The sequence below is a fragment of the Candidatus Sodalis pierantonius str. SOPE genome (genome assembly GCF_000517405.1).
Classification (GTDB): domain Bacteria; phylum Pseudomonadota; class Gammaproteobacteria; order Enterobacterales; family Enterobacteriaceae; genus Sodalis_C; species Sodalis_C pierantonii.
In genome coordinates this window covers 1,082,857-1,103,672 of the sequence record NZ_CP006568.1, presented here as the reverse complement: position 1 = coordinate 1,103,672, position 20,816 = coordinate 1,082,857, and the positions used below count along the sequence as shown (strand labels likewise).

Sequence of the window (20,816 nt, the reverse complement as noted above, 5' to 3'; positions counted from 1 at the left end):
GAGCCAATACGGTTTAATGCGGCCCGTTGCCCGGATAGCTCAGTCGGTAGAGCAGGGGATTGAAAATCCCCGTGTCCTTGGTTCGATTCCGAGTCCGGGCACCACTAACACGTTTATAGTGGTATTCTAAAGTCTACAACCCTCCCACAAAGCCTTATCTAAAAAGAACATTCACTCTTATAGAGTAAGACTGAGGTCTATTGCAATCTACCCTTAGTTGGGGGCACTATTTGTTTGTGGATCCATTTCGGTTCGATGCAAAAAGGCCCCCTATGAAGCTAAATCCTCGGCAGGTAGAGACCGCCAAACCCAAAGAAAAGCCCTACAAATTGTCAACGGTGGCGGAATGTATCTTGAAGTTGTGCCACGCGGCTCCAAGTACTGGCGCATGAAGTACCGACGCCCAGGAGACAAAAAAGAGGATAAACTAGCTTTTGGAGTTTACCCCACTGTCTCATTGGCAGAGGCAAGAGCAAAACGGGATGAAGCCAAGAAGCTATTGGCAAAAAACGTAGATCCAAAGAAAGTTCAACAGGAGGAGATGGCCGAAGCAACAGGAGAATTTACATTTGAGTACATTGCCCGAGAGTGGCACGCCAATAACAAGCGCTGGGACCCTGTACACGATTCTGTGTAAATGCCTTTTCTCAGAAGTGACCGTCCAGGCGGTCACCGAACTCGATAATAAAGCGGCTCATTGCCATGCGCCAGTCCCTCAAAGGCATTGTCCATTTCTGTGAGGCCGCCTGTATCGCCAGCCACACCACCTTTTTCACTGCGTCGTCGGTCGGGAACACCTTGCGCTTTTTGATGGCATGCCGGATCACGCTGTTTAACGACTCGATGGCGTTGGTCGTGTAGATCACCTTGCGGATGTCCGTTGGGTAGGCAAAGAACGTGGCCAGATTGGCCCAGTTTGCCTGCCAGCTTCGACTTATTTGCGGGTAGCGGATGTCCCAGGCACTGGAGAACGCTTCCAGCGCCTGCAAGCCGGCTTCTTCCGTAGGGGCCTGATAGATAGCTTTCAGGTCGCGGGTGACGGCCTTGTAGTCCTTCCAGGAGACGAACCGCAGGCTGTTGCGCACCATATGCACGATACACAGCTGGAGCCGCACCTCCGGATACACCGCGTTAATAGCGTCAGGGAAACCTTTCAGCCCGTCTACGCAGGTGATAAGGATATCGTTCAGGCCGCGGTTTTTCAGCTCTGTCAGCACGTTCAGCCAGAACTTTGCGCCTTCGTTTTCGGCCAGCCACATACCTAGCAACTCTTTCTGGCCTTCGATGTTGATGCCCAGCGCCAGGAACACAGATTTGTTGATGATGCGGCTGTCCTGCCGGACTTTTAGAACGATATAGTCAAGATAAACAATGGGATAGACTGCATCCAGAGGCCGGTTTTGCCATTCGACAACCTGCTCCATGACCGCATCGGTGACCTTTGAGACCAGCGCCGGCGAGACATCGGCGTCATACAGCTCTTTGAACGCGGCGGCGATCTCGCGGGTGGTCATCCCTTTGGCGTACAACGATAAAATCTGGTTATCCATCCCGGTAATCCGGGTCTGGTTCTTCTTCACCAGTTGCGGTTCAAAGGAACCGTCACGATCGCGCGGAGTACGCAGCGCCAGCGGGCCATCGCCAGTGGTAACGGTTTTTGTGGAATAGCCGTTGCGGGCGTTGGTCCCCGGTTTAGGCTGATTTTTATCGTAGCCGAGGTGATGGGTCATTTCGGCATTGAGAGCTGCTTCGACGCTGATTTTTTTCAGCAGCCGATCGAAGTGACTGAGATCTTCAGGGGTTTTGAGATTTTTGGCCAGTTCGTTAGCCAGAGCCTGCAACTGTTTTTCGTCCATAAATTAACCTGTTTTTGATGTTGGATTGAACATATCAAAATCAGGCAAATACACAAATTTCTAAACAGGCTCCTGTCCCCCAGTTTCATCTCGGCGACAGGGCGCTGGAGACTACTATACTGGTTGCCGTTATGGCTTATCTCCCGCTGTATCGTTTTCCAGGGGGCATTATTGAGAGTATCAGTACGCGCCGCATTATAAGCGACGAGAGCGCGTTTTTTGGCTTCTTGCGGCTTGATGCCCATCTTCTGATATTCACTGGTGAGCATCGCCAGCATCTCTTTGCGTAGCTTAGCGGCGTCCATTAACTCGTCGGGATGGGCATTACGATCTTGTTTAATTTCAGCGAATTTGCCCTCCATCGTTTTTTTCAATTCCGCCAAGTGTTCGCGGCTGGCAATAATATGGTCATGGATGCTATTCTCGGCGCTGGCAGATCTCCCCTTTCTCTCCATTGGCTGAAGTATTTCAAGCTGTTTATAGGCCAGTATTGTCGTCTCAATTACCCCAAGTTGATACTCGGTAAGCTCATTAATTGACTGGGCGCATTCTGACACATTCATGTCTCTTAAGGCGATCTCAGGCGCCACCCCTTTGCCGGAAGTGGGCGACACGTCTTTTATTTCCGGTTGGCTTTTCGACAGCAATGCCGCGTTTATCGCCTCTGGCGAAGAATGCTGATCGCTATCCATTGACCGGTTTTTTTCCAACGGGTTCAGCTTATCGTAGATCGCCTCGAACCCCTCCCTCTTACCATACACCGATGGCGGGTCACGGCGTTCGGAAGATTCAGTAAGGGTTTGCTTTTCGGGCCGCTTGCTATCCTTGCCATCAAGTAGGCTATACAAAAAATTTAGGTTAGAATTAAGTGAATTACGCTCGTTGACAAGCGTGTCTTTTGCTGCGTCCTTGGGTGATTGTTGCTCGAAAATCTTTCTCATTGACGCAACGTGACCGTGTAGTTTTACTTCAGGCATATCAGACCTCCTATAGTTAGGATTATTATTCCTGATTTGCCTAAATTTGATGTCAATTAACGCTACTCAGCACTTGCACTCTATTTATTCATTGTCTTCTCGCCTTTTTTCACGTGGCCGATAAACTTTTTTATTGGTTTTCCCTCTATGGCTGAACACCTAAGCGTTTTCCCGCCACCAGGTTATTTATGGCGTTTAGTGTTATGATTATCTTTGCTCAGTGAGATGACAACCTACACCACCGCGCCAAAAAAAAAGGGTCAACCCATTGGTTGACCCTTGACTAACTAAACACTTTCGGATGTTGCGAAAGCATACCTTAGTTCAGGCGCTCTTTAATACGCGCTGCCTTACCGGTACGTTCACGCAGGTAATACAGTTTGGCCTGACGAACGGCACCACGGCGTTTCACGGTAATGCTGTCGATGACCGGAGAATGCGTCTGGAACACGCGCTCAACGCCTTCGCCGTTGGAGATTTTGCGAACAGTTAATGCAGAATGCAGACCGCGATTACGAATAGCGATAACCACGCCCTCGAATGCCTGCAGACGTTTTTTGCTGCCTTCAACAACCCATACCTTAACTTCCACCGAGTCGCCGGGGCGGAAGGACGGTACGTCCTGCTTCATCTGTTCTTGTTCAATTTGCTTAATAATGTTGCTCATAATTGGTCTCTTACCCTAGGTAAACTGATAGTTCAGGCTAACCGGCCAGCCGGCCGATCCCTTTAATCATCTTGTTGCATCACCCGATATTCCCGCTGGAATTCGGTTAGCAACGTTGCTTGCTCGTCAGTCAGAGCTAGGCTTTCCAGAAGTTCAGGTCTTCTCAGCCAGGTACGGCCCAAAGACTGTTTTAGACGCCAGCGACGAATCTCAGCATGATTGCCCGACAGCAGAACTAGCGGAACCTCCATGCCGACCAACACCTCAGGACGGGTATAGTGCGGGCAATCCAGCAGCCCTTCGGCGAAGGAGTCCTCCGCCGCGGAGGCCTCATGCCCCAGTACGCCCGGAATAAACCGGGAAACCGAGTCAATCAGCGCCATCGCCGCTAATTCACCGCCGCTGAGCACATAATCACCCATTGACCATTCTTCATCAATCTCGGTGGCGATTAAACGCTCATCAATACCTTCGTAACGGCCGCAGACCAAAATCATCTTTGGGTTGGCGGCCAGCTCGCTCACGCCTTGCTGATCGAGCTTACGACCCTGAGGGGAGAGATAAATCACCTTCGCCCCTTCGCCTGCCTTGTTTTTTGCCTCGTGAATCGCATCCCGCAAGGGCTGCACCATCATCAGCATACCCGGTCCGCCGCCGTAAGGGCGATCGTCCACGGTACGGTGCCGATCGGGGGTAAATTCACGCGGGCTCCAGCACTGCACCCGCAGCAGGCCATTCTTCACTGCCCGGCCGGTCACCCCGTAATCGGTAATGGCGCGGAACATTTCGGGAAACAGGCTGATAACACCAATCCACATCCCGCCGCTTCCGCTATCGCCACCCTCAGAATCGGGGGTCAAAAGCACGGATCCCAGTCAACTTCAATGACGTGGGCCGTGAGATCGACGTTCTTAATCACCTGCCCGTCGAGAAACGGAATCAACCGCTCTTGAATGCCAAAGGCATCTTTCAGGTTGGCTTTCACCACCAGAACATCGTTCGAGCCGGTTTCCATCAAATCAATGACTTCCCCCAGCTGATAACCGCCGACGGTGACGACCTGGCACCCCAGGAGGTCTTTCCAGTAGTACTCGCCGTTGTCAAGGTCCGGCAATTGCGACGCGTCGACGACGATTTCGCAATTGGTCAAAAGCGTCGCCGCTTCCCGGTCTTCGATGTCCCTGACCTTGATGATCAGGTCCTGATTGTGGCGCTTCCAGCTTTCCAGCCCAATCGGCTGCCACTCACCGGCCCTTTTGATGAACCAGGGCTGGTAATCAAAAATGCTTTCGGCTTCTTCAGTGGATGAAAACACTCTGAGCCAACCGCGAATGCCATACGCCGAGCCCATCTTGCCCACGACTACCGGCTCAACGGGTGCTGCGATACGGAGTTGTTTGCTCATTTTCACCACCAGCAGGCGTTATGCTGCTTTTTTCGCGTCTATGCTGCTTTTTTCGCGTCTTTGATCAGCGCGGAAACGCGTTCGGAAACCGTTGCGCCCTGGCCAACCCAATGTTCAATACGATCCAGATCCAAACGCAGATCTTCAGCCTGACCGGTAGCGATCGGGTTGAAAAAGCCAATACGTTCAATAAAGCGACCGTCGCGCGCATTGCGGCTGTCGGTCACGACGATTTGATAGAATGGGCGTTTTTTAGCGCCGCCACGTGCCAAACGAATTGTTACCATAACATCCTCTTTAGTTAATAAAACAACCGGACCCTGTCGGGGAACGGGGCCCGGTTGCCGTATAAAAAGCCCCAAAATTCTACTCGTTTCGGGGTAAAAAGCAATCGATAGTTAACGACCGGGGAAACCGGGCGGCATAATACCCTTCATATTGCGCATCATTTTCGCCATACCGCCCTTTTTCATTTTCTTCATCATGCGCTGCATGTCGTCGAACTGTTTCAGCAGGCGGTTAACATCCTGGACCTGCATGCCGGAGCCGGCGGCGATACGGCGTTTACGCGAGCCTTTAATGATGTCCGGGCTAACGCGCTCTTTGGCGGTCATGGAATTGATGATAGCCTCCATGCGCACCAGGACTTTATCGTCCATTTGCGATTTGACGTTGTCCGGCAGCTGGCCGACGCCGGGCAGCTTGCTCATCATGCTGGCCATGCCGCCCATATTGCGCATCTGCTTGAGCTGATCCAGGAAGTCGGTCAAATCGAAATCGTCGCCTTTCTTCAGCTTGCTGGCCAGCTTCTCCGCCTGGGCGCGATCGACCTTGCTTTCAATATCCTCGATAAGGGACAGCACATCGCCCATGCCAAGTATCCGCCCGGCCAGGCGATCGGGATAAAAGGGCTCCAGCGCGTCGGTTTTCTCGCCGACGCCCATGAATTTGATGGGTTTGCCGGTAATGTGGCGGATGGAAAGCGCCGCGCCGCCGCGCGCATCGCCGTCCACTTTGGTCAGGATAACCCCGGTCAGCGGCAGCACCTGATTAAAAGCTTTAGCGGTATTGGCGGCGTCCTGGCCGGTCATGGCATCCACCACAAACAGCGTTTCCACCGGGTGGATGGCGGCGTGGATAGCGATGATTTCCGCCATCATCGTTTCATCTACATGCAGGCGGCCGGCGGTGTCCACCAGCAGCACATCATAAAATTTGAGCTTGGCCTGATTCAGCGCCTGATTGACGATATCGAGCGGTTTTTGCGCGGCGTCGGACGGGAAAAAATCGACGCCCACCGTGTTCGCCAGCGTTTCAAGCTGCTTGATAGCCGCCGGGCGATACACGTCGGCAGACACGACCAGCACTTTTTTCTTCTGTTTTTCGCGCAGATATTTACCGAGCTTGCCGACGCTTGTGGTTTTCCCCGCCCCCTGCAGGCCCACCATCAGCACCACCGCCGGCGGCTGCGCCGCCAGATTCAGGGCGTTGTTTTCGTCGCCCATGGCGTTCACCAGCTCGGCGCGCACGATCTTGACGAATTCCTGCCCCGGCGTCAGGCTTTTATTGACTTCCTGCCCCAGCGCGCTCTCTTTGACCCGGCTGATGAAGTCCCGCACTACCGGGAGCGCCACATCCGCTTCCAACAGCGCCATGCGCACTTCGCGCAGGGTTTCTTTGATATTGTCTTCAGTCAGGCGGCCTCTGCCGCTGATATTGCGCAACGTGCGCGATAATCGATCGGATAAATTGTCAAACATCGTTTTTACTCAACCTGGCGTCCGGCCGCTTGCGCGACATTATTGGCGGCAGTATAACACGAAGCAGGCCGGGATCGCTGCCCCCCTTACGACAACGGTTGGAGCATGGCGCGCTGGAGGCTATACTGGTCGCCTCTTTTATTTAAGTCAGACGATGACGCTGCTATGTCCTGGATTTCCCTTCTGGCCTTTATTGCCTATTCCTTGAGCCTCGGCCTGATCTTGCCCAGCATTTTACGCCGCAATAGCGCTTATCGCCGGCTGGCCCTGCTGTCGGCGGCGGTGGCGATGCTGGGACACGGCGCGCTGATTTGGCTGCGCATCTTTGGCGTGCAGGCGGGGCAGAATTTGAGCTTGTTGAACGTGGGCTCACTCATCAGCCTTATCATCTGCGTGATCATGACGGTGGCGGCGTCGCGCAACCGCGGCTGGTTTTTGCTGCCCATCGTCTATATCTTCGCGATGATCCATGTGGCGTTTATTACCCTGATGCCGGGGGAATTCATTACCCATCTGGAAGCCACGCTCGGTCTGATGGTCCATATCGGCCTGGCGCTATTTTCTTATGCGGTGCTGATTATCGCCGCCCTGTACGCGTTCCAGCTGACGTGGCTTGATTACCTGCTGAAAAATAAGAAACTGAGTCTCCATTCCGACATGCCGCCGCTGATGGGCATTGAGCGCAAAATGTTTCACATCACCCAGGTCGGGGTGGTGCTGTTAACATTGACGCTCGCCACCGGTCTTTTTTTCATGCGGGATCTGTTCGTCGCCGAGAACCGGCATAAGGCGGTTCTCTCTTTCATCGCCTGGCTGGTCTATATTGTAATACTATGGGGTCATTACCGGCAGGGCTGGCGCGGTCGCCGGGTGGTGTGGCTCAGCGTGCTGGGTGTGCTGTTATTGACGCTGGCCTATTTCGGCAGCCGGATCTGGCAAAACGTAATGGCGTAATGCGACGCCGATAAGGAAAGCCCTCTTTGGAACATGTTTCAACCAGTACGCTGCTGATCATTCTGGTTATCATGGTATTGGTTTCTGCCTATTTCTCCGCTTCCGAAACCGGCATGATGACGCTAAACCGCTATCGTCTGCGCCATCAGGCAAAACAGGGTAATCGCGCCGCCCGCCCGCCGCGTAGAGAAATTGCTGCGGCGAACGGACCAACTGCTGAGTCTGGTGCTTATTGGCAATAACCTGGTCAATATTCTCGCCTCCGCGCTGGCGACCATCGTCGGTATGCGTCTTTATGGCGATCTCGGCGTCGCCATTGCCACCGGGGTATTGACGTTCGTGGTACTGCTGTTCGCTGAGGTACTGCCGAAAACCGTGGCGGCGCTTTACCCGGAACGTATCGCGTTTCCAAGCAGCCTGCTGCTGGTGCCGCTGCAAAAGCTGATGTTGCCCGTCGTGTAGCTGCTTAATCTGATTACTCGCGTATTAATGCGGCTGATGGGCATCAGACTTCCCTCCAATGTACGCGATGCGCTGAGCAAGGAAGAGCTGCGCACCATCGTGACGGAATCCCGCTCGATGATTTCCCGCCGCAACCAGGACAGGCTGATTTCCGTGCTGGATTTGGAAAAAGTGACCGTTAACGACATCATGGTGCCGCGCAATGAGATCGTCGGCATTAATGTCAACGACGAGTGGCGTTCCATTATTCGTCAGCTAACCCATTCGCCCCACGGCCGTATCGTGCTGTACCGCGATAATCTTGATGACGCCATCGGCATGCTGCGGGTTCGCGAGGCCTACCGTCTGATGACGGAAAAACAGGAATTTACCAAAGAGAATCTGCTGCGCGCCGCGGATGAGATTTATTATGTGCCCGAAGGCACCCCGCTCAATGTCCAGTTAGTGAAGTTCCAACGCAATAAAGAAAAGGTGGGCATTATCGTCAACAAGTACGGCGATATCCAGGGGCTGGTGACGGTGGAGGATATTCTTGAGGAGATCGTGGGGGATTTACTACCTCCATGTCTCCCAGCCTGGCGGAGGAGGTCATTCCACAAAGCGACGGTTCGGTGATCATCGAGGGCGGCGCCAGTATCCGCGAGCTTAACAAGGCGTTTAACTGGTCGTTACCGGAAGAGGAAGCACGTACCATTAACGATATGCTGCTGGAAGATATACCGCTGGCCAATACCCATACGCATATTGGCAGCTATCAGATCGATATACTGGCTGTGCAGGACAATATGATAAAGCAGGTGCGCATCACGCCCATAAAGCCGTTAAAGCAAGGCGTCGACGGGAATTAAGCGCGCCCGCCGGGCACGCCGCCGCTCAAACCAGCCGTTTTACCTGCCCCCTGGGCCATCCGACCGTTGCTGACGGCGGGGTTGGGTTTATGATCTCCTTCAGGCAGTAACTAAAAAGGCTCACCCTCGGGTGAGCCTTACTACTCTTAGGCGGTCTAAGGTTGAACACCGCTGCCGGCCGCGATAGCGGGCGAACCCGCAGCGGTTATCCGCCGCGCTGGCCGCCGGCAAGGCGCGCTTCGCGCCAACTAGATATGCAGCTCCGCCAGCTTTTCTTTCGGCAGCGCCAGTTCGTCGTTCTGATTACCGCGGATAGCGTTATCAAGAATGTGTTGCGCGATATCTTGCGCTTCCTTGAGCGAATGCATTTGATACGTGCCGCACTGGTACTCGTTCAATTCGGGGATCTGCTTTTAGTCTTTTACCTTCAGCACATCGGCCATCGCCGCTTTCCAGGCATCGGCCACACGCTGCTCATCCGGCGCGCCGATAAGGCTCATATAGAAACCGGTACGGCAGCCCATCGGAGAAATATCAACCATTTCAACGCCTTCTGCGTTCAAATGGTTGCGCATAAAGCCCGCAAATAGGTGCTCCAGCGTATGAATGCCCCGCTCCGGCATCACTTCCAGGTTTGGCCGGCAGAAACGCAGATCAAAGACGGTGATAGTATCGCCATGAGGTGTCTTCATGGTTTTCGCAACACGGACCGCAGGCGCCACCATACGGGTATGGTCTACGGTAAAGCTATCCAAAAGTGGCATGATGTCACCTCCTTTTAAAAATAATTTATTTTTTTGCGAATGTAAGGAAACCCTTTTTCCCCGCCGTGGGTCATAACATATGAAAGACGCGCATTTGTTATCATCATCCCTGTTAACAGGAATGTTAATTTGGCCACAGTTTCTGTGGCCTTTTCTTTTTTCAGCGCCCGTTCTGGCTCGCTAAAAATTCATCGAAACTCAGGCTATCCGCCGCTTCCAGAGCACGCTGCCGCTGCCAGGAGCGTATCCGTTCATCATCAAGCTGGGCCTCCTTCAGCACCTCTAGCGGCTCATCGCACAGCGTTTGGCGATAATCGTTGGCCAATATCAACCCCTGCCCGCCAATACCGTGCTCGATTAATTGATCCAGAAAACGGGCGGAGAGTGTCAGCTCGGGATAATCGAAACCCGCCACCAGTTTATCGCACACCTGCTGGTAGTGCGTGTCACCATTATTGCTGTCGAGGGTTTCGGCCACGCGCCGCAGATCGCTAAACAGCGATTTGCCGAGGGTGGTCAGCGGCTGCTCGGTGCTGCCGCAGTCAATACCGAGCATCAGGCCGGGCTTGCGCCCTTCGAGGATCACCCGATTCCAGTTGCTGCGGGTACAGAGTAACTCTTCCGCGCTCATCTCCGGCGCTTCAGCCAGCGTACACCAAATCAGAAAAAGATCCAGAAAGCGCGCCTGCTCTTCGTCAACGCCCATCGGCGAGAAAGGGTTGATATCCAGAGAGCGCACTTCCACATACTCAATACCGCCGCGCATCAGCGCGTCGGACGGGGATTCGTCATTCCGCGTCACCCGCTTGGGCCGTATCGGCGCATACAGTTCGTTTTCAATTTGCAACACATTAGTATTCAGCTGCAGATAACGGCCGTCCCATTGCAACCCCATGCGCTGGTAGTCGGCGGAGGGGGTTTTAATCGCCTGTTTCAGACCGCGGACATACTCATCCAAATGGTTGAAGGTAATGCCCAGCTGACTTTGCGACTTATTGGTATAGCCTAAATCGCTCAAGCGCAACGAGGTGGCGTAGGGCAGATAAATCAGCCCCGACAGCGCGTGCTCAAACGGCAGATCGGTTGTGCGGCCGTTGAGGAAAGACGGACAGATGCCCGGCGAGGCGCCAAATAGGTAAGGGATAATCCAGCCGAATCGATAATAGTTACGGATAAGCCGCAGGTAGCCGGCGGAGATCGCCTCCTTGCCGCTTACCTCGTCGCGAATACCGGCGTAGGCCTGCCAGAAGGCCAGCGGCAGGGAGAAATTGTAATGCACGCCGGCTATCACCTGCATCAGGGCGCTATAGCGATTCTTTAATCCTTCGCGGTACAGCGTCTTCATACGCCCGATGTTAGAACTGCCGTATTGCGCCAATTCGATGGGCTGAGCGCCGTCAATGAAACACGGCATGCTCATCGGCCACAGGCGTTCATCCCCCAGGTGGCGAGCGACATAACGATGTATATCGCGCAGCAGCGTCAGCATATGGCCGATATCGTCGTCAACCGGCGTAATAAACTCCAGCAGCGCCTCGGCGAAATCGGTTGTGATCCACTTATGGGTCAGCGCCGAGCCGAGGGACTCGGGATGGGGGGTCTGCGCCAGGCTTCCGTTGGCATTGATGCGCAGCCCTTCACGCTCGACGCCGCGACGAATGCCCTTCAGTGCTTGAGGGTTGGCTTCCAGCCAGGAAAGCGCGTTTGATACATCCGGGATCAAATTGACCTCCCGCAGTTGACAGTGTTTGGGCTTAGCATAAGGGTTCCGGCTCGTTCAAGGCCATGGTTGATTAACGTCACGCGCTCAAGGCCCGAACATCGACAAACGCCATTTTGGCCGCTTGCGCGGCCATAATACCAAAGTCGGCGTCCTCAAAAACTACGCAGGCTTCGGGCGGAACACCGATCAGCTCCGCGCAGCGCAGGAAGGTTTGCGGATCGGGTTTATGACGGCTGACATCGGCGCCGCCGACGATAGCGTCGAAATAGTGCAACAGCCCGAGATGGCGCAATAGGGCCTCCGCCATCGCATGTTCACTGCCGGTCCCCACCGCCATCGGACGTTTACCATGGTAGCGCTTGACGACGTCGATAAGGGGCAGCGCGGTCACATCGTCAAAGAGAATGTTATGCAGCGCCGCGGTTTTTTCACGGGCCAACTGATGGGGATCGATGGGCGATTGATGATGCTCAATGATCATTTTCGCAATATGCCAGGTCGGCGATCCGTTTAACGAGACCACGGCCGCCTCGTCGAACTGCATCCCGTAAGGCGCCAGCGCCTGGCGCCTGGCTTTGCGGTGCGTCGGTTTCGCATCAAGCAGCGCGCCATCCATATCGAAGATCGATCCTTGGTACTGATCGTACATCGTTGCTCACCTGAAGCTGTAATATAAGCGTTTACTTTAGCGCAATCTCGTAACATTGTCGCTGATTCTGTTGGCGCCGGATGTGCCTCGCGGTTTGGAATGGCGCGCCGCGGCAGGCGCATACCCAGGCGAGACAGGCGCAGAGGATGCGCGATGGCTGAACGGTCTCAGCCGAAAAGAAGTCGTTCACCGGACTCAGGGCGGATACGCCACGGCGGGCCATCTTGGTCACTTAACGGCAGAGGTTGGGAACACCGACACCGTTAAAAACACACAGAGAGAAACGCCGACGTGGTGAGGGGCAACGAGAGACGCTGAGAGTGAGAGAAAGAAACGAACGCGCGCGACGGCGATAATGCGAGAAGCCGCGAGGATGGCGATCGCCATCAATCAGGCGATACGGCAGGGATGGCCATGGCGATAATGATGGAGCCGCAGACAACGCACGAGAGGAAAACGCAAAACGGACCCTGTACACGATTCTGTGTAAATGCCTTTTCTCAGAAGTGACCGTCCAGGCGGTGTCACCGAACTCGATAATAAAGCGGCTCATTGCCATGCGCCAGTCCCTCAAAGGCATTGTCCATTTCTGTGAGGCCGCCTGTATCGCCAGCCACACCACCTTTTTCACTGCGTCGTCGGTCGGGAACACCTTGCGCTTTTTGATGGCATGCCGGATCACGCTGTTTAACGACTCGATGGCGTTGGTCGTGTAGATCACCTTGCGGATATCCGTTGGGTAGGCAAAGAACGTGGCCAAATTGGCCCAGTTTGCCTACCAGCTTCGACTTAATTTGCGGGTAGCGGATGTCCCAGGCACTGGAGAACGCTTCCAGCGCCTGCAAGCCGGCTTCTTCCGTAGGGGCCTGATAAATAGCTTTCAGGTCGCGGGTGACGGCCTTGTAGTCCTTCCAGAAGACGAACCGCAGGCTGTTGCGCACCATATGCACGATACACAGCTGGAGCCGCGCCTCCGGATACACCGCGTTAATAGCGTCAGGGAAACCTTTCAGCCCGTCTACGCAGGCGATAAGGATATCGTTCAGGCCGCGGTTTTTCAGCTCTGTCAGCACGTTCAGCCAGAACTTTGCGCCTTCATTTTCGGCCAGCCACATACCTAGCAACTCTTTCTGGCCTTCGATGTTGATGCCCAGCGCCAGGAACACAGATTTGTTGATGATGCGGCTGTCCTGCCGGACTTTTAGAACGATACAGTCAAGATAAACAATGGGATAGACTGCATCCAGAGGCCGGTTTTGCCATTCAACAACCTGCTCCATGACCGCATCGGTGACCTTTGAGACCAGCGCCGGCGAGACATCGGCGTCATACAGCTCTTTGAACGCGGCGGCGATCTCGCGAGTGGTCATCCCTTTGGCGTACAACGATAAAATCTGGTTATCCATCCCGGTAATCCGGGTCTGGTTCTTCTTCACCAGTTGCGATTCAAAGGAACCGTCACGATCGCGCGGAGTACGCAGCGCCAGCGGGCCATCGCCAGTGGTAACGGTTTTCGTGGAATAGCCGTTGCGGGCGTTGGTCCCCGGTTTAGGCTGATTTTTATCGTAGCCGAGGTGATGGGTCATTTCGGCATTGAGAGCTGCTTCGACGCTGATTTTTTTCAGCAGCCGATCGAAGTGACTGAGATCTTCAGGGGTGAGATTTTTGGCCAGTTCGTTAGCCAGAGCCTGCAACTGTTTTTCGTCCATAAATTAACCTGTTTTTGATGTTGGATTGAACATATCAAAATTAGGCAAATACACAAATTTCTAAACAGGCTCGCAAAACGGTGCAGAAGGCAACCGGCTTAGGACTAAGCCACAAAGATATGAGACAAAGCAGCAGGTAACGGTATGAGGAATGGTGCATCCGGGAGGATTCGAACCTCCGACCGCTCGGTTCGTAGCCGAGTACTCTATCCAGCTGAGCTACGGATGCATTGTAAATGGCGGTGAGGGAGGGATTCGAACCCTCGATACAGCTTTTGACCGTATACTCCCTTAGCAGGGGAGCGCCTTCAGCCTCTCGGCCACCTCACCTACGCACCGCTGTTGAAGCTCATCGGCACTGCGTGGCGCACATATTACTTTCTGGGCTTGATAAGTCAAACCCTTTTTTGCCCGCCGGGAAGCGATTGCGCAATTCCCATGCAACTTGCGCAGATTGGCAGCTAAATAGCGGTAAAATAACCGTCTCTTGGCCATTTTTGGAAAGCAGAGGAAACAAGCTGAAGAAAAAGAAAGACGCTGATAACGGGGTTATCACGGGGCTGCGCCTCGCACGGGGCAAGGCGCTGAAAAGGGATCAGTAAGGAGTCTGTTGCAACTTCTCAGCCTGGATACGCTGGTATATTTCTTCGCGGTGCACAGAAACTTCTTTAGGAGCATTAACACCGATACGGACTTGGTTGCCTTTGACGCCTAAAACAGTAACCGTAACCTCATCGCCTATCATGAGGGTTTCACCAACTCGACGAGTCAGAATAAGCATTCTTTGCTCCTTGAAAGATTAAAAGAGTCGGGTCTCTCAGTTTCCCGCCATTATCCATCATATACCGTGAAAGCGTAAGCCGTGTAGTATGCATGCGACACACGCCGGCCGGCCGGGCGCTTTCCATATCTGGTATAAGTTTAGTCGATATGACCAGCTTCGCGCCTAACTTTTGTTTCCCGGAAGAGTATGTATTGAAACACCCTAACTTAACAGAAAGTTAGGGTGTTTATTATAATGTATTCTTATTCTACTCAGAGTCTTGCGGCCAGCATCGCATCTAAGCTTGCCAGCGCGGCCGGCAAAGCGGTGATGTCGCTGCCGCCCGCTTGCGCCAGATCGGGGCGTCCACCGCCTTTCCCCCCCACCTGCTGCGCGAGGTGACCGACAATATCACCCGCTTTGACCCGCTCGGTCAAATCCTTGGTCACGCCGGCTATCAGGCTAACTTTACCTTCCGCCGCCGTGGCGAGAACGATGACCGCCGAACCCAATTGGTTTTTCAGGTCGTCCACCATGGTGCGCAGCATTTTCGACTTGACATTATCCAGTTGGCTCACCAGGACCTTGACGCCGTTGATATCGCGCACGTTTCGGCCGAGCGATGCGCTTTCCTGCGCGGCCTGCTGGTTTTTCAATTGCTGGAGATCCTTTTCCAACTGGCGAGAACGCTCCTGTAGCGCCCGTACTTTATCCACCAGCGTTTGACTGTCGCCTTTCACCAACTGAGCAATATGATGCACCAAATCGCTCTGCTGATGAAGCGACGCCAGCGCCCCTTCGCCGGTGACCGCTTCGATACGGCGGATACCGGCGGCGGTGCCGGATTCCGAAGTGATGCGGAACAGGCCGATATCGCCGGTGCGGCTGGCGTGGGTCCCGCCACACAGCTCGGTGGAGAAATCACCCATGCTCAGCACCCTGACCTGCGCCTCGTATTTTTCACCGAACAGCGCCATGGCCCCTTTATTGCGGGCGTCTTCCAGCGCCATAATCTCCGTCTGGATGGGCAGGTTGCGGCGGATCTGCGCATTTACGATATCTTCCACCCGGCGGATCTGTTCGGGTTTCATGGCTTCATTATGGGAGAAATCGAAACGCAGGTAGTGATCGTTCACCAGCGACCCCTTCTGCCCGACATGTTTACCGAGCACCTGACGCAGCGCCGCATGCAGCAAATGGGTGGCCGAATGATTCAAGCGGATGCGCTCGCGGCGCGCGCTATCTACCTGCGCCGCGACCTGCGCGCCCAATTTCAGTTCACCGTAGCTAAGCTTGCCCAGGTGGCCAAATGCCTTGCCGTATTTCTGCGTGTCTGCTACCTCAAACACCCCGGAAGCCGTTTTTAATTCGCCCTGGTCGCCCACCTGTCCGCCCGATTCGCCATAGAACGGCGTTTCGTCAAGCACCACCACCGCCTCTTCACCCTGACGGATGACCTCTACCGGCTGGCCGTCGCGGAACAGCACGGTCACCCGTCCCTGGTGCGCAAGCTGTTCATAGCCGAAGAACCGGGTAGTTTCGTCCACGCGCAGCAGGCTGTTGTAGTCGGCGCCGAAACCGCTCGACTCGCGCGCGCGTTTGCGCTGCGCCTCCATGGCGCGTTCAAAGCCCGACTCGTCGACGCGCAGGTTGCGTTCCCGGCAGACATCGGCGGTCAAATCCAGCGGGAAACCGTAAGTATCATACAGGCGGAAAGCGGTTTCGCCGTCGAGGGTGTCGCCAGTCAGTTTGGACAACTCTTCGTCCAGCAGCGTCAGGCCGCGCTCCAGCGTGCGGGCGAACTGATCTTCCTCGGCGCGCAGCACCTGCTCCACCATCGCCTGTTGCGGCTGCAGCTGGCTCGCGGCGCTGCCCATCACCTCGATGAGCGGCGCGACCAGCTTATAGAAAAAGGTGTCGCTGGCGCCCAGCATGTTGCCGTGACGAATCGCGCGGCGGATGATGCGGCGCAGGACATAGCCCCGGCCCTCGTTGGACGGCACGACGCCGTCGCTGACCAGGAACGCGCAAGAGCGAATGTGATCGGCGATAACGCGCAGCGATTTGCTGTCGGGATCGCGGGCGCCGGTTGCCTGGACCGCGGCGGCGATAAGCTTCTTGAACAGGTCGATATCATAGTTCGAGTTGACATGTTGCAATACCGCGGCAATACGCTCCAGCCCCATACCGGTATCCACCGAGGGTTTCGGCAACGGCAACAGGGTGCCGTCGGCCTGGCGGTTAAATTGCATGAACACCAGGTTCCAGATCTCGATGTAGCGGTCGCCGTCTTCTTCCGGGCTTCCCGGTGGGCCGCCCCAGATATGCTCGCCGTGATCATAAAAGATCTCCGAGCAGGGACCGCAGGGACCGGTGTCGCCCATTTGCCAGAAATTATCGGAGGCATAGGCGCTACCTTTATTATCGCCGATACGGATGATGCGCTCGGCGGGTACCCCCACCTCGCTGGCCCAGATGTTGTAGGCTTCATCATCGGTGGCATACACCGTCACCCACAGCTTCTCTTTAGGCAAGTTGAACCATTGTTCACCGGTCAACAGTTCCCAGGCGAACCGGATAGCATCATGTTTGAAATAGTCGCCGAAGCTGAAATTCCCCAGCATCTCGAAAAAGGTGTGGTGGCGCGCCGTGTAGCCGACGTTTTCCAAATCGTTGTGCTTGCCGCCCGCCCGCACGCAGCGCTGCGATGTGGTAGCACGCCGGTAGGAACGGTTATCCAGGCCCAGAAACACATCCCTGAACTGGTTCATGCCGGCGTTGGTGAACAGCAATGTTGGATCGTTATCAGGCACCAGTGAGCTGCTTGCCATCACCTGATGTCCCTTGCTATGGAAAAAATCGAGAAACGCCTGACGGATCTCAGCAGTGCTCTTGCTCATAGTTGTCCCGGAATCATGCAAAAAAAAGATCGAATCGTGAACAGAATAGCGCAGTAGTAAGGCGCTGCAGTAGCGTTCAGGATCGTAAAAAGTGGGAATAAGATAAATTTTCTTTGGTGCGAAGTAAAATCCCGCACGCCATCTATTTATAAATTTGTATAAATAGACCGGATTTCGTCAAAGGAAAAGCCGCGGGAGAGTAGATAACTCTGCACTTTGATTTTGGACTGCGGCTCGGCCGGCAGTGGCTGCCCGAACTTTTTCACCGCCACGGCGAACGCCTGCGCCGTACGATCGATCTCCGCTTCGGCGAAGGCCGCATTGATGTCGTCCCTGTTGATTCCTTTCTGCAGCAGTTCCATACGAATGCGCTGTTCGCCATAGCCTTGTTTGCTGCGGCGGCTGACATAGCGCCGTGCGAAGCGCCCATCGTCAAGCCAGTCGTGGTCATGACAATAAGCGATCGCCTGGTCGATCTCGTCCTGGCTTACCGCGGTCGCGGGTTGCGCCGTCGTCTTCACCGCCCGTCGATTAAAACTCTTCATTACGCTCGCTGGCGCTTTCGTCCTCGCTTTCCACGTCGCTGACCAGGCTGTTGCCATCGGCGCTATGCAGCAGCATGTCGCGCAGCTTTTTGTCCAGCTCCGCCGCCAGTTCGGGATGGTCCTTCAGAAAGGTGCAGGCATTGGCCTTGCCCTGACCGATCTTCTCGCCGTTATAGCTGTACCAGGCGCCCGCTTTCTCTATCAGCTTGTGCTTGACGCCCAGATCGACCAGCTCACCGCGAATGTTGATGCCTTCGCCGTACATGATCTGGAATTCGGCCTGTTTAAACGGCGCGGCGACTTTGTTCTTCACGACTTTGACGCGGGTTTCACTGCCCACCACCACATCGCCTTCTTTCACCGAGCCGATACGGCGAATATCCAGACGAACCGATGCGTAAAACTTAAGCGCATTACCACCGGTCGTGGTCTCCGGGTTACCGAACATGACGCCGATCTTCATGCGGATCTGGTTAATGAAAATCAGCAGCGTATTGGCGTTTTTCAAATTACCCGCCAGTTTGCGCATCGCCTGGCTCATCATACGGGCGGCCAGCCTCATATGGGAATCGCCGATCTCACCCTCGATTTCCGCTTTCGGCGTCAGTGCCGCCACGGAGTCGACGATGATGACGTCTACAGCGCCGGAGCGGGTCAGAGCATCGCAGATTTCCAGCGCCTGTTCGCCGGTGTCCGGCTGGGAGCACAACAGATTATCGATATCGACGCCCAGCTTTTTGGCGTAGATAGGGTCCAGGGCATGCTCGGCATCGATAAAGGCGCAGGTTTTGCCTTCGCGCTGCGCCGCGGCGATAACCTGCAGGGTCAGAGTGGTTTTACCCGATGATTCCGGGCCGTAGATTTCAACGATACGGCCCATGGGCAGCCCACCGGCGCCCAACGCAATATCCAGAGACAGAGAACCTGTGGAGATCGTTTCAACATCCATGGAGCGATCTTCACCCAGGCGCATGATCGAACACTTGCCGAATTGCTTTTCAATTTGACCCAGTGCTGCCGCTAACGCCTTTTGTTTATTCTCATCAATAGCCATTTCAACTCCTATCAAGCGGGGAGCGACATCGCCACCCTATTTCGCCAACGATATGTACCGGCGGTACTGAGTGCTAATTATACTGTATGAACTGTGGGTCTTCCCCTGTTGTGGTGGCTCAATCGACAGTTCTGCATTTTTACTTTACTTATTCTTTTGGCTGGAACTTGGACTTCTATATGGATGTCAAACGTATTTACGTTTAAAGGAATAACGTTCATGTCATGCTTAAAAAAATATGCATATGCCCCATTTATCTTACTGCTTCATGGTGTTGCAGCATCGGCCTCACCAAATATGATGTATGATGCTGATAATAAAGACTATTCACTGTCACCAGAGGTAACGCCAAAATTATCTTGGGAGAAAAGTGAGTCTCAAGTTGATAAAACTCAATATTGTCTTACCCCTAGCGATCCGGGATGCAGCAATATGTGGCAAAAGGAAAAAGAAAAGGAGAATGACGAGCGAATACAACATCACCAGCAAAAAAAATTTTATAACTCCCTTAAATGATTGCTCAAAAATTCATATTTAGTTTCCCATAGTGGAACATTACGCCCAGCTTGAAACGTTTTTTGTTCCTGAAGCCCCGTGACTTGATCCTGAGCAGCCGTATTTTGCTGTTCAGGGACTCCGCATTCCCATTTGATACCCGGTTTTTCATTGCATTCAGAATGCCGTAAAGGCGTTTTGCCACCATGAGGGCAATGCTGGCCATGAGCGGTATGCCGGTGTCTTTAGCCATCGCCATCCATTCCTGCCACAGCTTACGGCTATGATTGTCATAGCAGCGGTGCCACAGATCGCAAGCAAGCTATTTCATTACCCAGCACTGGCTAGTTTGGGGTAACACCAGCCGGGCAACTTCTAACCTCTCTGCCCGGCACCCGAGGCGATTTTGTTTACTGTAAAACCATAGATAGCGTGAGCGGTGGGCGTCTTTCCTGTCTGACGACGGGATCTGTTTCATCTCAGCCTGACGGGTTTTATCAACGGCGGCGCACAACATTTTTGCCACATGGAAGTGATCGAAAGCGATTTTATCGACGGCATTGGGGAGATGGATGCGGGCTGCACTGATATAGGCCATGTTCATGTCCATAGACAGCGTTTTTATCTCATCAAGCTGGTGATCTCTCAGGCTGCGCAGATAACTGGCAAGGCTTTCTACACCGCGGTCGTCGGTCAGTTGCAAAGCGCGTCCCTGCCTGTCAGAGATAACGGTGACGTACTGGTGTCCTTTTTTGAACCCGACTTCATCCACGCAGAGGTGACGGGCGGATAAGGGTTGTATTATCCGGGCCAAGCCTCGTTTGACTGCGCGCATCATGATGCCGTCAACGGCATTCCAACTGAGTTTGAGCTGCTTTCTGACAGCATCCACGGTGCTGACTTTCAGCCATGAAAGAACAAAGGCTTCGAACAACAAGGTGTAGCGGCTGCCTGACCCTGCCCAGGGAACAGGCAGTGTCTGGCAACCGTGCTCGGGGCAGTCAACGCGGGGGACATCAGCCTCAACCAGCGTGGTGAACTGACAGGTATCGAGGTGACGCCATTTACGATGCCGGTGATCATGTATGGAGCAGGATTTACCGCAGGTTGGGCAGGCCAGTTGTGTGTGCTCGGCAATGCCGACAATTACCGTCACTGATCCAGATTTTTCATCAAGAGAAAGGGATTGTACCTGCCACGGTACGGACAGGTTATGGGCATAGAGAGACTTTTCGTCCATGGCAGACTCCTCAAAAATCAAGACTGCCATCATAATGCCCTTAGC

At 54.2% G+C, this 20,816-nt stretch carries 16 protein-coding genes, 3 tRNA genes and 5 pseudogenes; 6 read left to right on the top strand and 18 right to left on the bottom strand.

The window, feature by feature from the left end:
* Window positions 1-28: 28 nt before the first annotated feature.
* Both SOPEG_RS05730 and SOPEG_RS05725 read left to right on the top strand, forming a co-directional pair.
* Window positions 29-104 (top strand) — tRNA-Phe (locus SOPEG_RS05730).
* 168 nt (window positions 105-272) lie between these two features.
* Window positions 273-613: pseudogene (locus SOPEG_RS05725) on the top strand (Arm DNA-binding domain-containing protein); the annotation flags it as partial.
* Window positions 614-647: 34 nt separating this feature from the next.
* On the opposite strand, the gene SOPEG_RS05720 reads toward SOPEG_RS05725, so the two are convergent.
* The 7 genes from SOPEG_RS05720 to ffh all read right to left on the bottom strand — a co-directional run bounded on the left by SOPEG_RS05720 (window position 648) and on the right by ffh (window position 6,665).
* On the bottom strand, window positions 648-1,856 hold the full coding sequence (locus tag SOPEG_RS05720; RefSeq protein WP_025244619.1) for an IS256-like element ISSoEn2 family transposase: 1,209 nt from the start codon (window positions 1,854-1,856) through the stop codon (window positions 648-650).
* Complete coding sequence (locus SOPEG_RS05715; protein WP_025244618.1) at window positions 1,766-2,833, bottom strand: inositol phosphate phosphatase SopB; 1,068 nt, start codon at window positions 2,831-2,833, stop codon at window positions 1,766-1,768. Before SOPEG_RS05715 ends, SOPEG_RS05720 begins: the two co-directional genes overlap by 91 nt.
* Window positions 2,834-3,152: 319 nt before the next feature.
* The gene (rplS, locus tag SOPEG_RS05710; protein WP_025244617.1) at window positions 3,153-3,500 is read right to left on the bottom strand and encodes a 50S ribosomal protein L19; all 348 of its coding nucleotides are present in this window, start codon (window positions 3,498-3,500) and stop codon (window positions 3,153-3,155) included.
* A gap of 62 nt (window positions 3,501-3,562) precedes the next feature.
* Complete coding sequence (trmD, locus tag SOPEG_RS05705; protein ID WP_025244616.1) at window positions 3,563-4,318, bottom strand: tRNA (guanosine(37)-N1)-methyltransferase TrmD; 756 nt, start codon at window positions 4,316-4,318, stop codon at window positions 3,563-3,565.
* Window positions 4,319-4,356: 38 nt separating this feature from the next.
* Window positions 4,357-4,905, bottom strand: a complete 549-nt coding sequence (gene rimM, locus SOPEG_RS05700) for a ribosome maturation factor RimM (RefSeq protein WP_025244615.1) — start codon at window positions 4,903-4,905, stop codon at window positions 4,357-4,359.
* Between the two features lie 38 nt (window positions 4,906-4,943).
* On the bottom strand, window positions 4,944-5,192 hold the full coding sequence (rpsP, locus tag SOPEG_RS05695; RefSeq protein WP_025244614.1) for a 30S ribosomal protein S16: 249 nt from the start codon (window positions 5,190-5,192) through the stop codon (window positions 4,944-4,946).
* Window positions 5,193-5,303: 111 nt separating this feature from the next.
* Window positions 5,304-6,665, bottom strand: a complete 1,362-nt coding sequence (gene ffh, locus SOPEG_RS05690; protein ID WP_025244613.1) for a signal recognition particle protein — start codon at window positions 6,663-6,665, stop codon at window positions 5,304-5,306.
* Between the two features lie 165 nt (window positions 6,666-6,830).
* Between ffh and SOPEG_RS05685 the strand changes: the two genes are divergently transcribed.
* On the top strand, window positions 6,831-7,619 hold the full coding sequence (locus SOPEG_RS05685) for a cytochrome C assembly family protein (RefSeq protein WP_025244612.1): 789 nt from the start codon (window positions 6,831-6,833) through the stop codon (window positions 7,617-7,619).
* Window positions 7,620-7,645: 26 nt separating this feature from the next.
* Window positions 7,646-8,929: pseudogene (locus tag SOPEG_RS05680) on the top strand (HlyC/CorC family transporter).
* A 248-nt stretch (window positions 8,930-9,177) separates the two neighbouring features.
* Here SOPEG_RS05680 and luxS read toward each other — a convergent pair.
* The 6 genes and pseudogenes from luxS to SOPEG_RS05650 all read right to left on the bottom strand — a co-directional run bounded on the left by luxS (window position 9,178) and on the right by SOPEG_RS05650 (window position 14,104).
* Window positions 9,178-9,693, bottom strand: a pseudogene (gene luxS, locus SOPEG_RS05675) (S-ribosylhomocysteine lyase).
* Window positions 9,694-9,853: 160 nt separating this feature from the next.
* Window positions 9,854-11,416: a glutamate--cysteine ligase gene (gshA, locus tag SOPEG_RS05670; protein ID WP_025244611.1), complete on the bottom strand. Its 1,563-nt coding sequence runs from the start codon at window positions 11,414-11,416 to the stop codon at window positions 9,854-9,856.
* A 76-nt stretch (window positions 11,417-11,492) separates the two neighbouring features.
* Window positions 11,493-12,065 (bottom strand): fructose-1-phosphate/6-phosphogluconate phosphatase, encoded by a 573-nt coding sequence (yqaB, locus tag SOPEG_RS05665; RefSeq protein ID WP_025244610.1) that lies wholly within the window; start codon window positions 12,063-12,065, stop codon window positions 11,493-11,495.
* A gap of 500 nt (window positions 12,066-12,565) precedes the next feature.
* Window positions 12,566-13,774: pseudogene (locus tag SOPEG_RS05660) on the bottom strand (IS256-like element ISSoEn2 family transposase).
* A 152-nt stretch (window positions 13,775-13,926) separates the two neighbouring features.
* A tRNA-Arg gene (locus SOPEG_RS05655) sits at window positions 13,927-14,003 on the bottom strand.
* Window positions 14,004-14,011: 8 nt separating this feature from the next.
* Window positions 14,012-14,104, bottom strand: a tRNA-Ser gene (locus SOPEG_RS05650).
* Between the two features lie 32 nt (window positions 14,105-14,136).
* Here SOPEG_RS05650 and SOPEG_RS27180 point away from each other — a divergent pair.
* The gene (locus tag SOPEG_RS27180; protein ID WP_148297003.1) at window positions 14,137-14,376 is read left to right on the top strand and encodes a hypothetical protein; all 240 of its coding nucleotides are present in this window, start codon (window positions 14,137-14,139) and stop codon (window positions 14,374-14,376) included.
* Here the strand turns inward: SOPEG_RS27180 and csrA are convergent.
* From csrA to recA, 4 genes are all read right to left on the bottom strand, one after another.
* Entirely contained in the window at window positions 14,370-14,555 is a 186-nt protein-coding gene (gene csrA, locus SOPEG_RS05645; protein WP_025244609.1) for a carbon storage regulator CsrA, read from the bottom strand. The two genes, SOPEG_RS27180 and csrA, sit on opposite strands and share 7 nt — an antisense overlap.
* Before the next feature lie 254 nt (window positions 14,556-14,809).
* Window positions 14,810-17,437, bottom strand: coding sequence for an alanine--tRNA ligase (gene alaS / locus SOPEG_RS05640; protein ID WP_025244608.1), 2,628 nt, complete (start codon window positions 17,435-17,437; stop codon window positions 14,810-14,812).
* A gap of 146 nt (window positions 17,438-17,583) precedes the next feature.
* Window positions 17,584-17,982 carry a regulatory protein RecX gene (locus tag SOPEG_RS05635; RefSeq protein WP_025244607.1) on the bottom strand — a complete coding sequence of 133 codons (399 nt, stop codon included), beginning with the start codon at window positions 17,980-17,982 and terminating at the stop codon, window positions 17,584-17,586.
* On the bottom strand, window positions 17,969-19,036 hold the full coding sequence (gene recA, locus SOPEG_RS05630) for a recombinase RecA (protein WP_025244606.1): 1,068 nt from the start codon (window positions 19,034-19,036) through the stop codon (window positions 17,969-17,971). Before recA ends, SOPEG_RS05635 begins: the two co-directional genes overlap by 14 nt.
* Before the next feature lie 93 nt (window positions 19,037-19,129).
* Between recA and SOPEG_RS27175 the strand changes: the two genes are divergently transcribed.
* The gene (locus SOPEG_RS27175; RefSeq protein WP_148297002.1) at window positions 19,130-19,552 is read left to right on the top strand and encodes a hypothetical protein; all 423 of its coding nucleotides are present in this window, start codon (window positions 19,130-19,132) and stop codon (window positions 19,550-19,552) included.
* Between the two features lie 4 nt (window positions 19,553-19,556).
* Here SOPEG_RS27175 and SOPEG_RS05625 read toward each other — a convergent pair.
* Window positions 19,557-20,771 (bottom strand): annotated as a pseudogene (locus SOPEG_RS05625) (ISL3 family transposase).
* Between the last annotated feature and the right edge of the window lie 45 nt (window positions 20,772-20,816).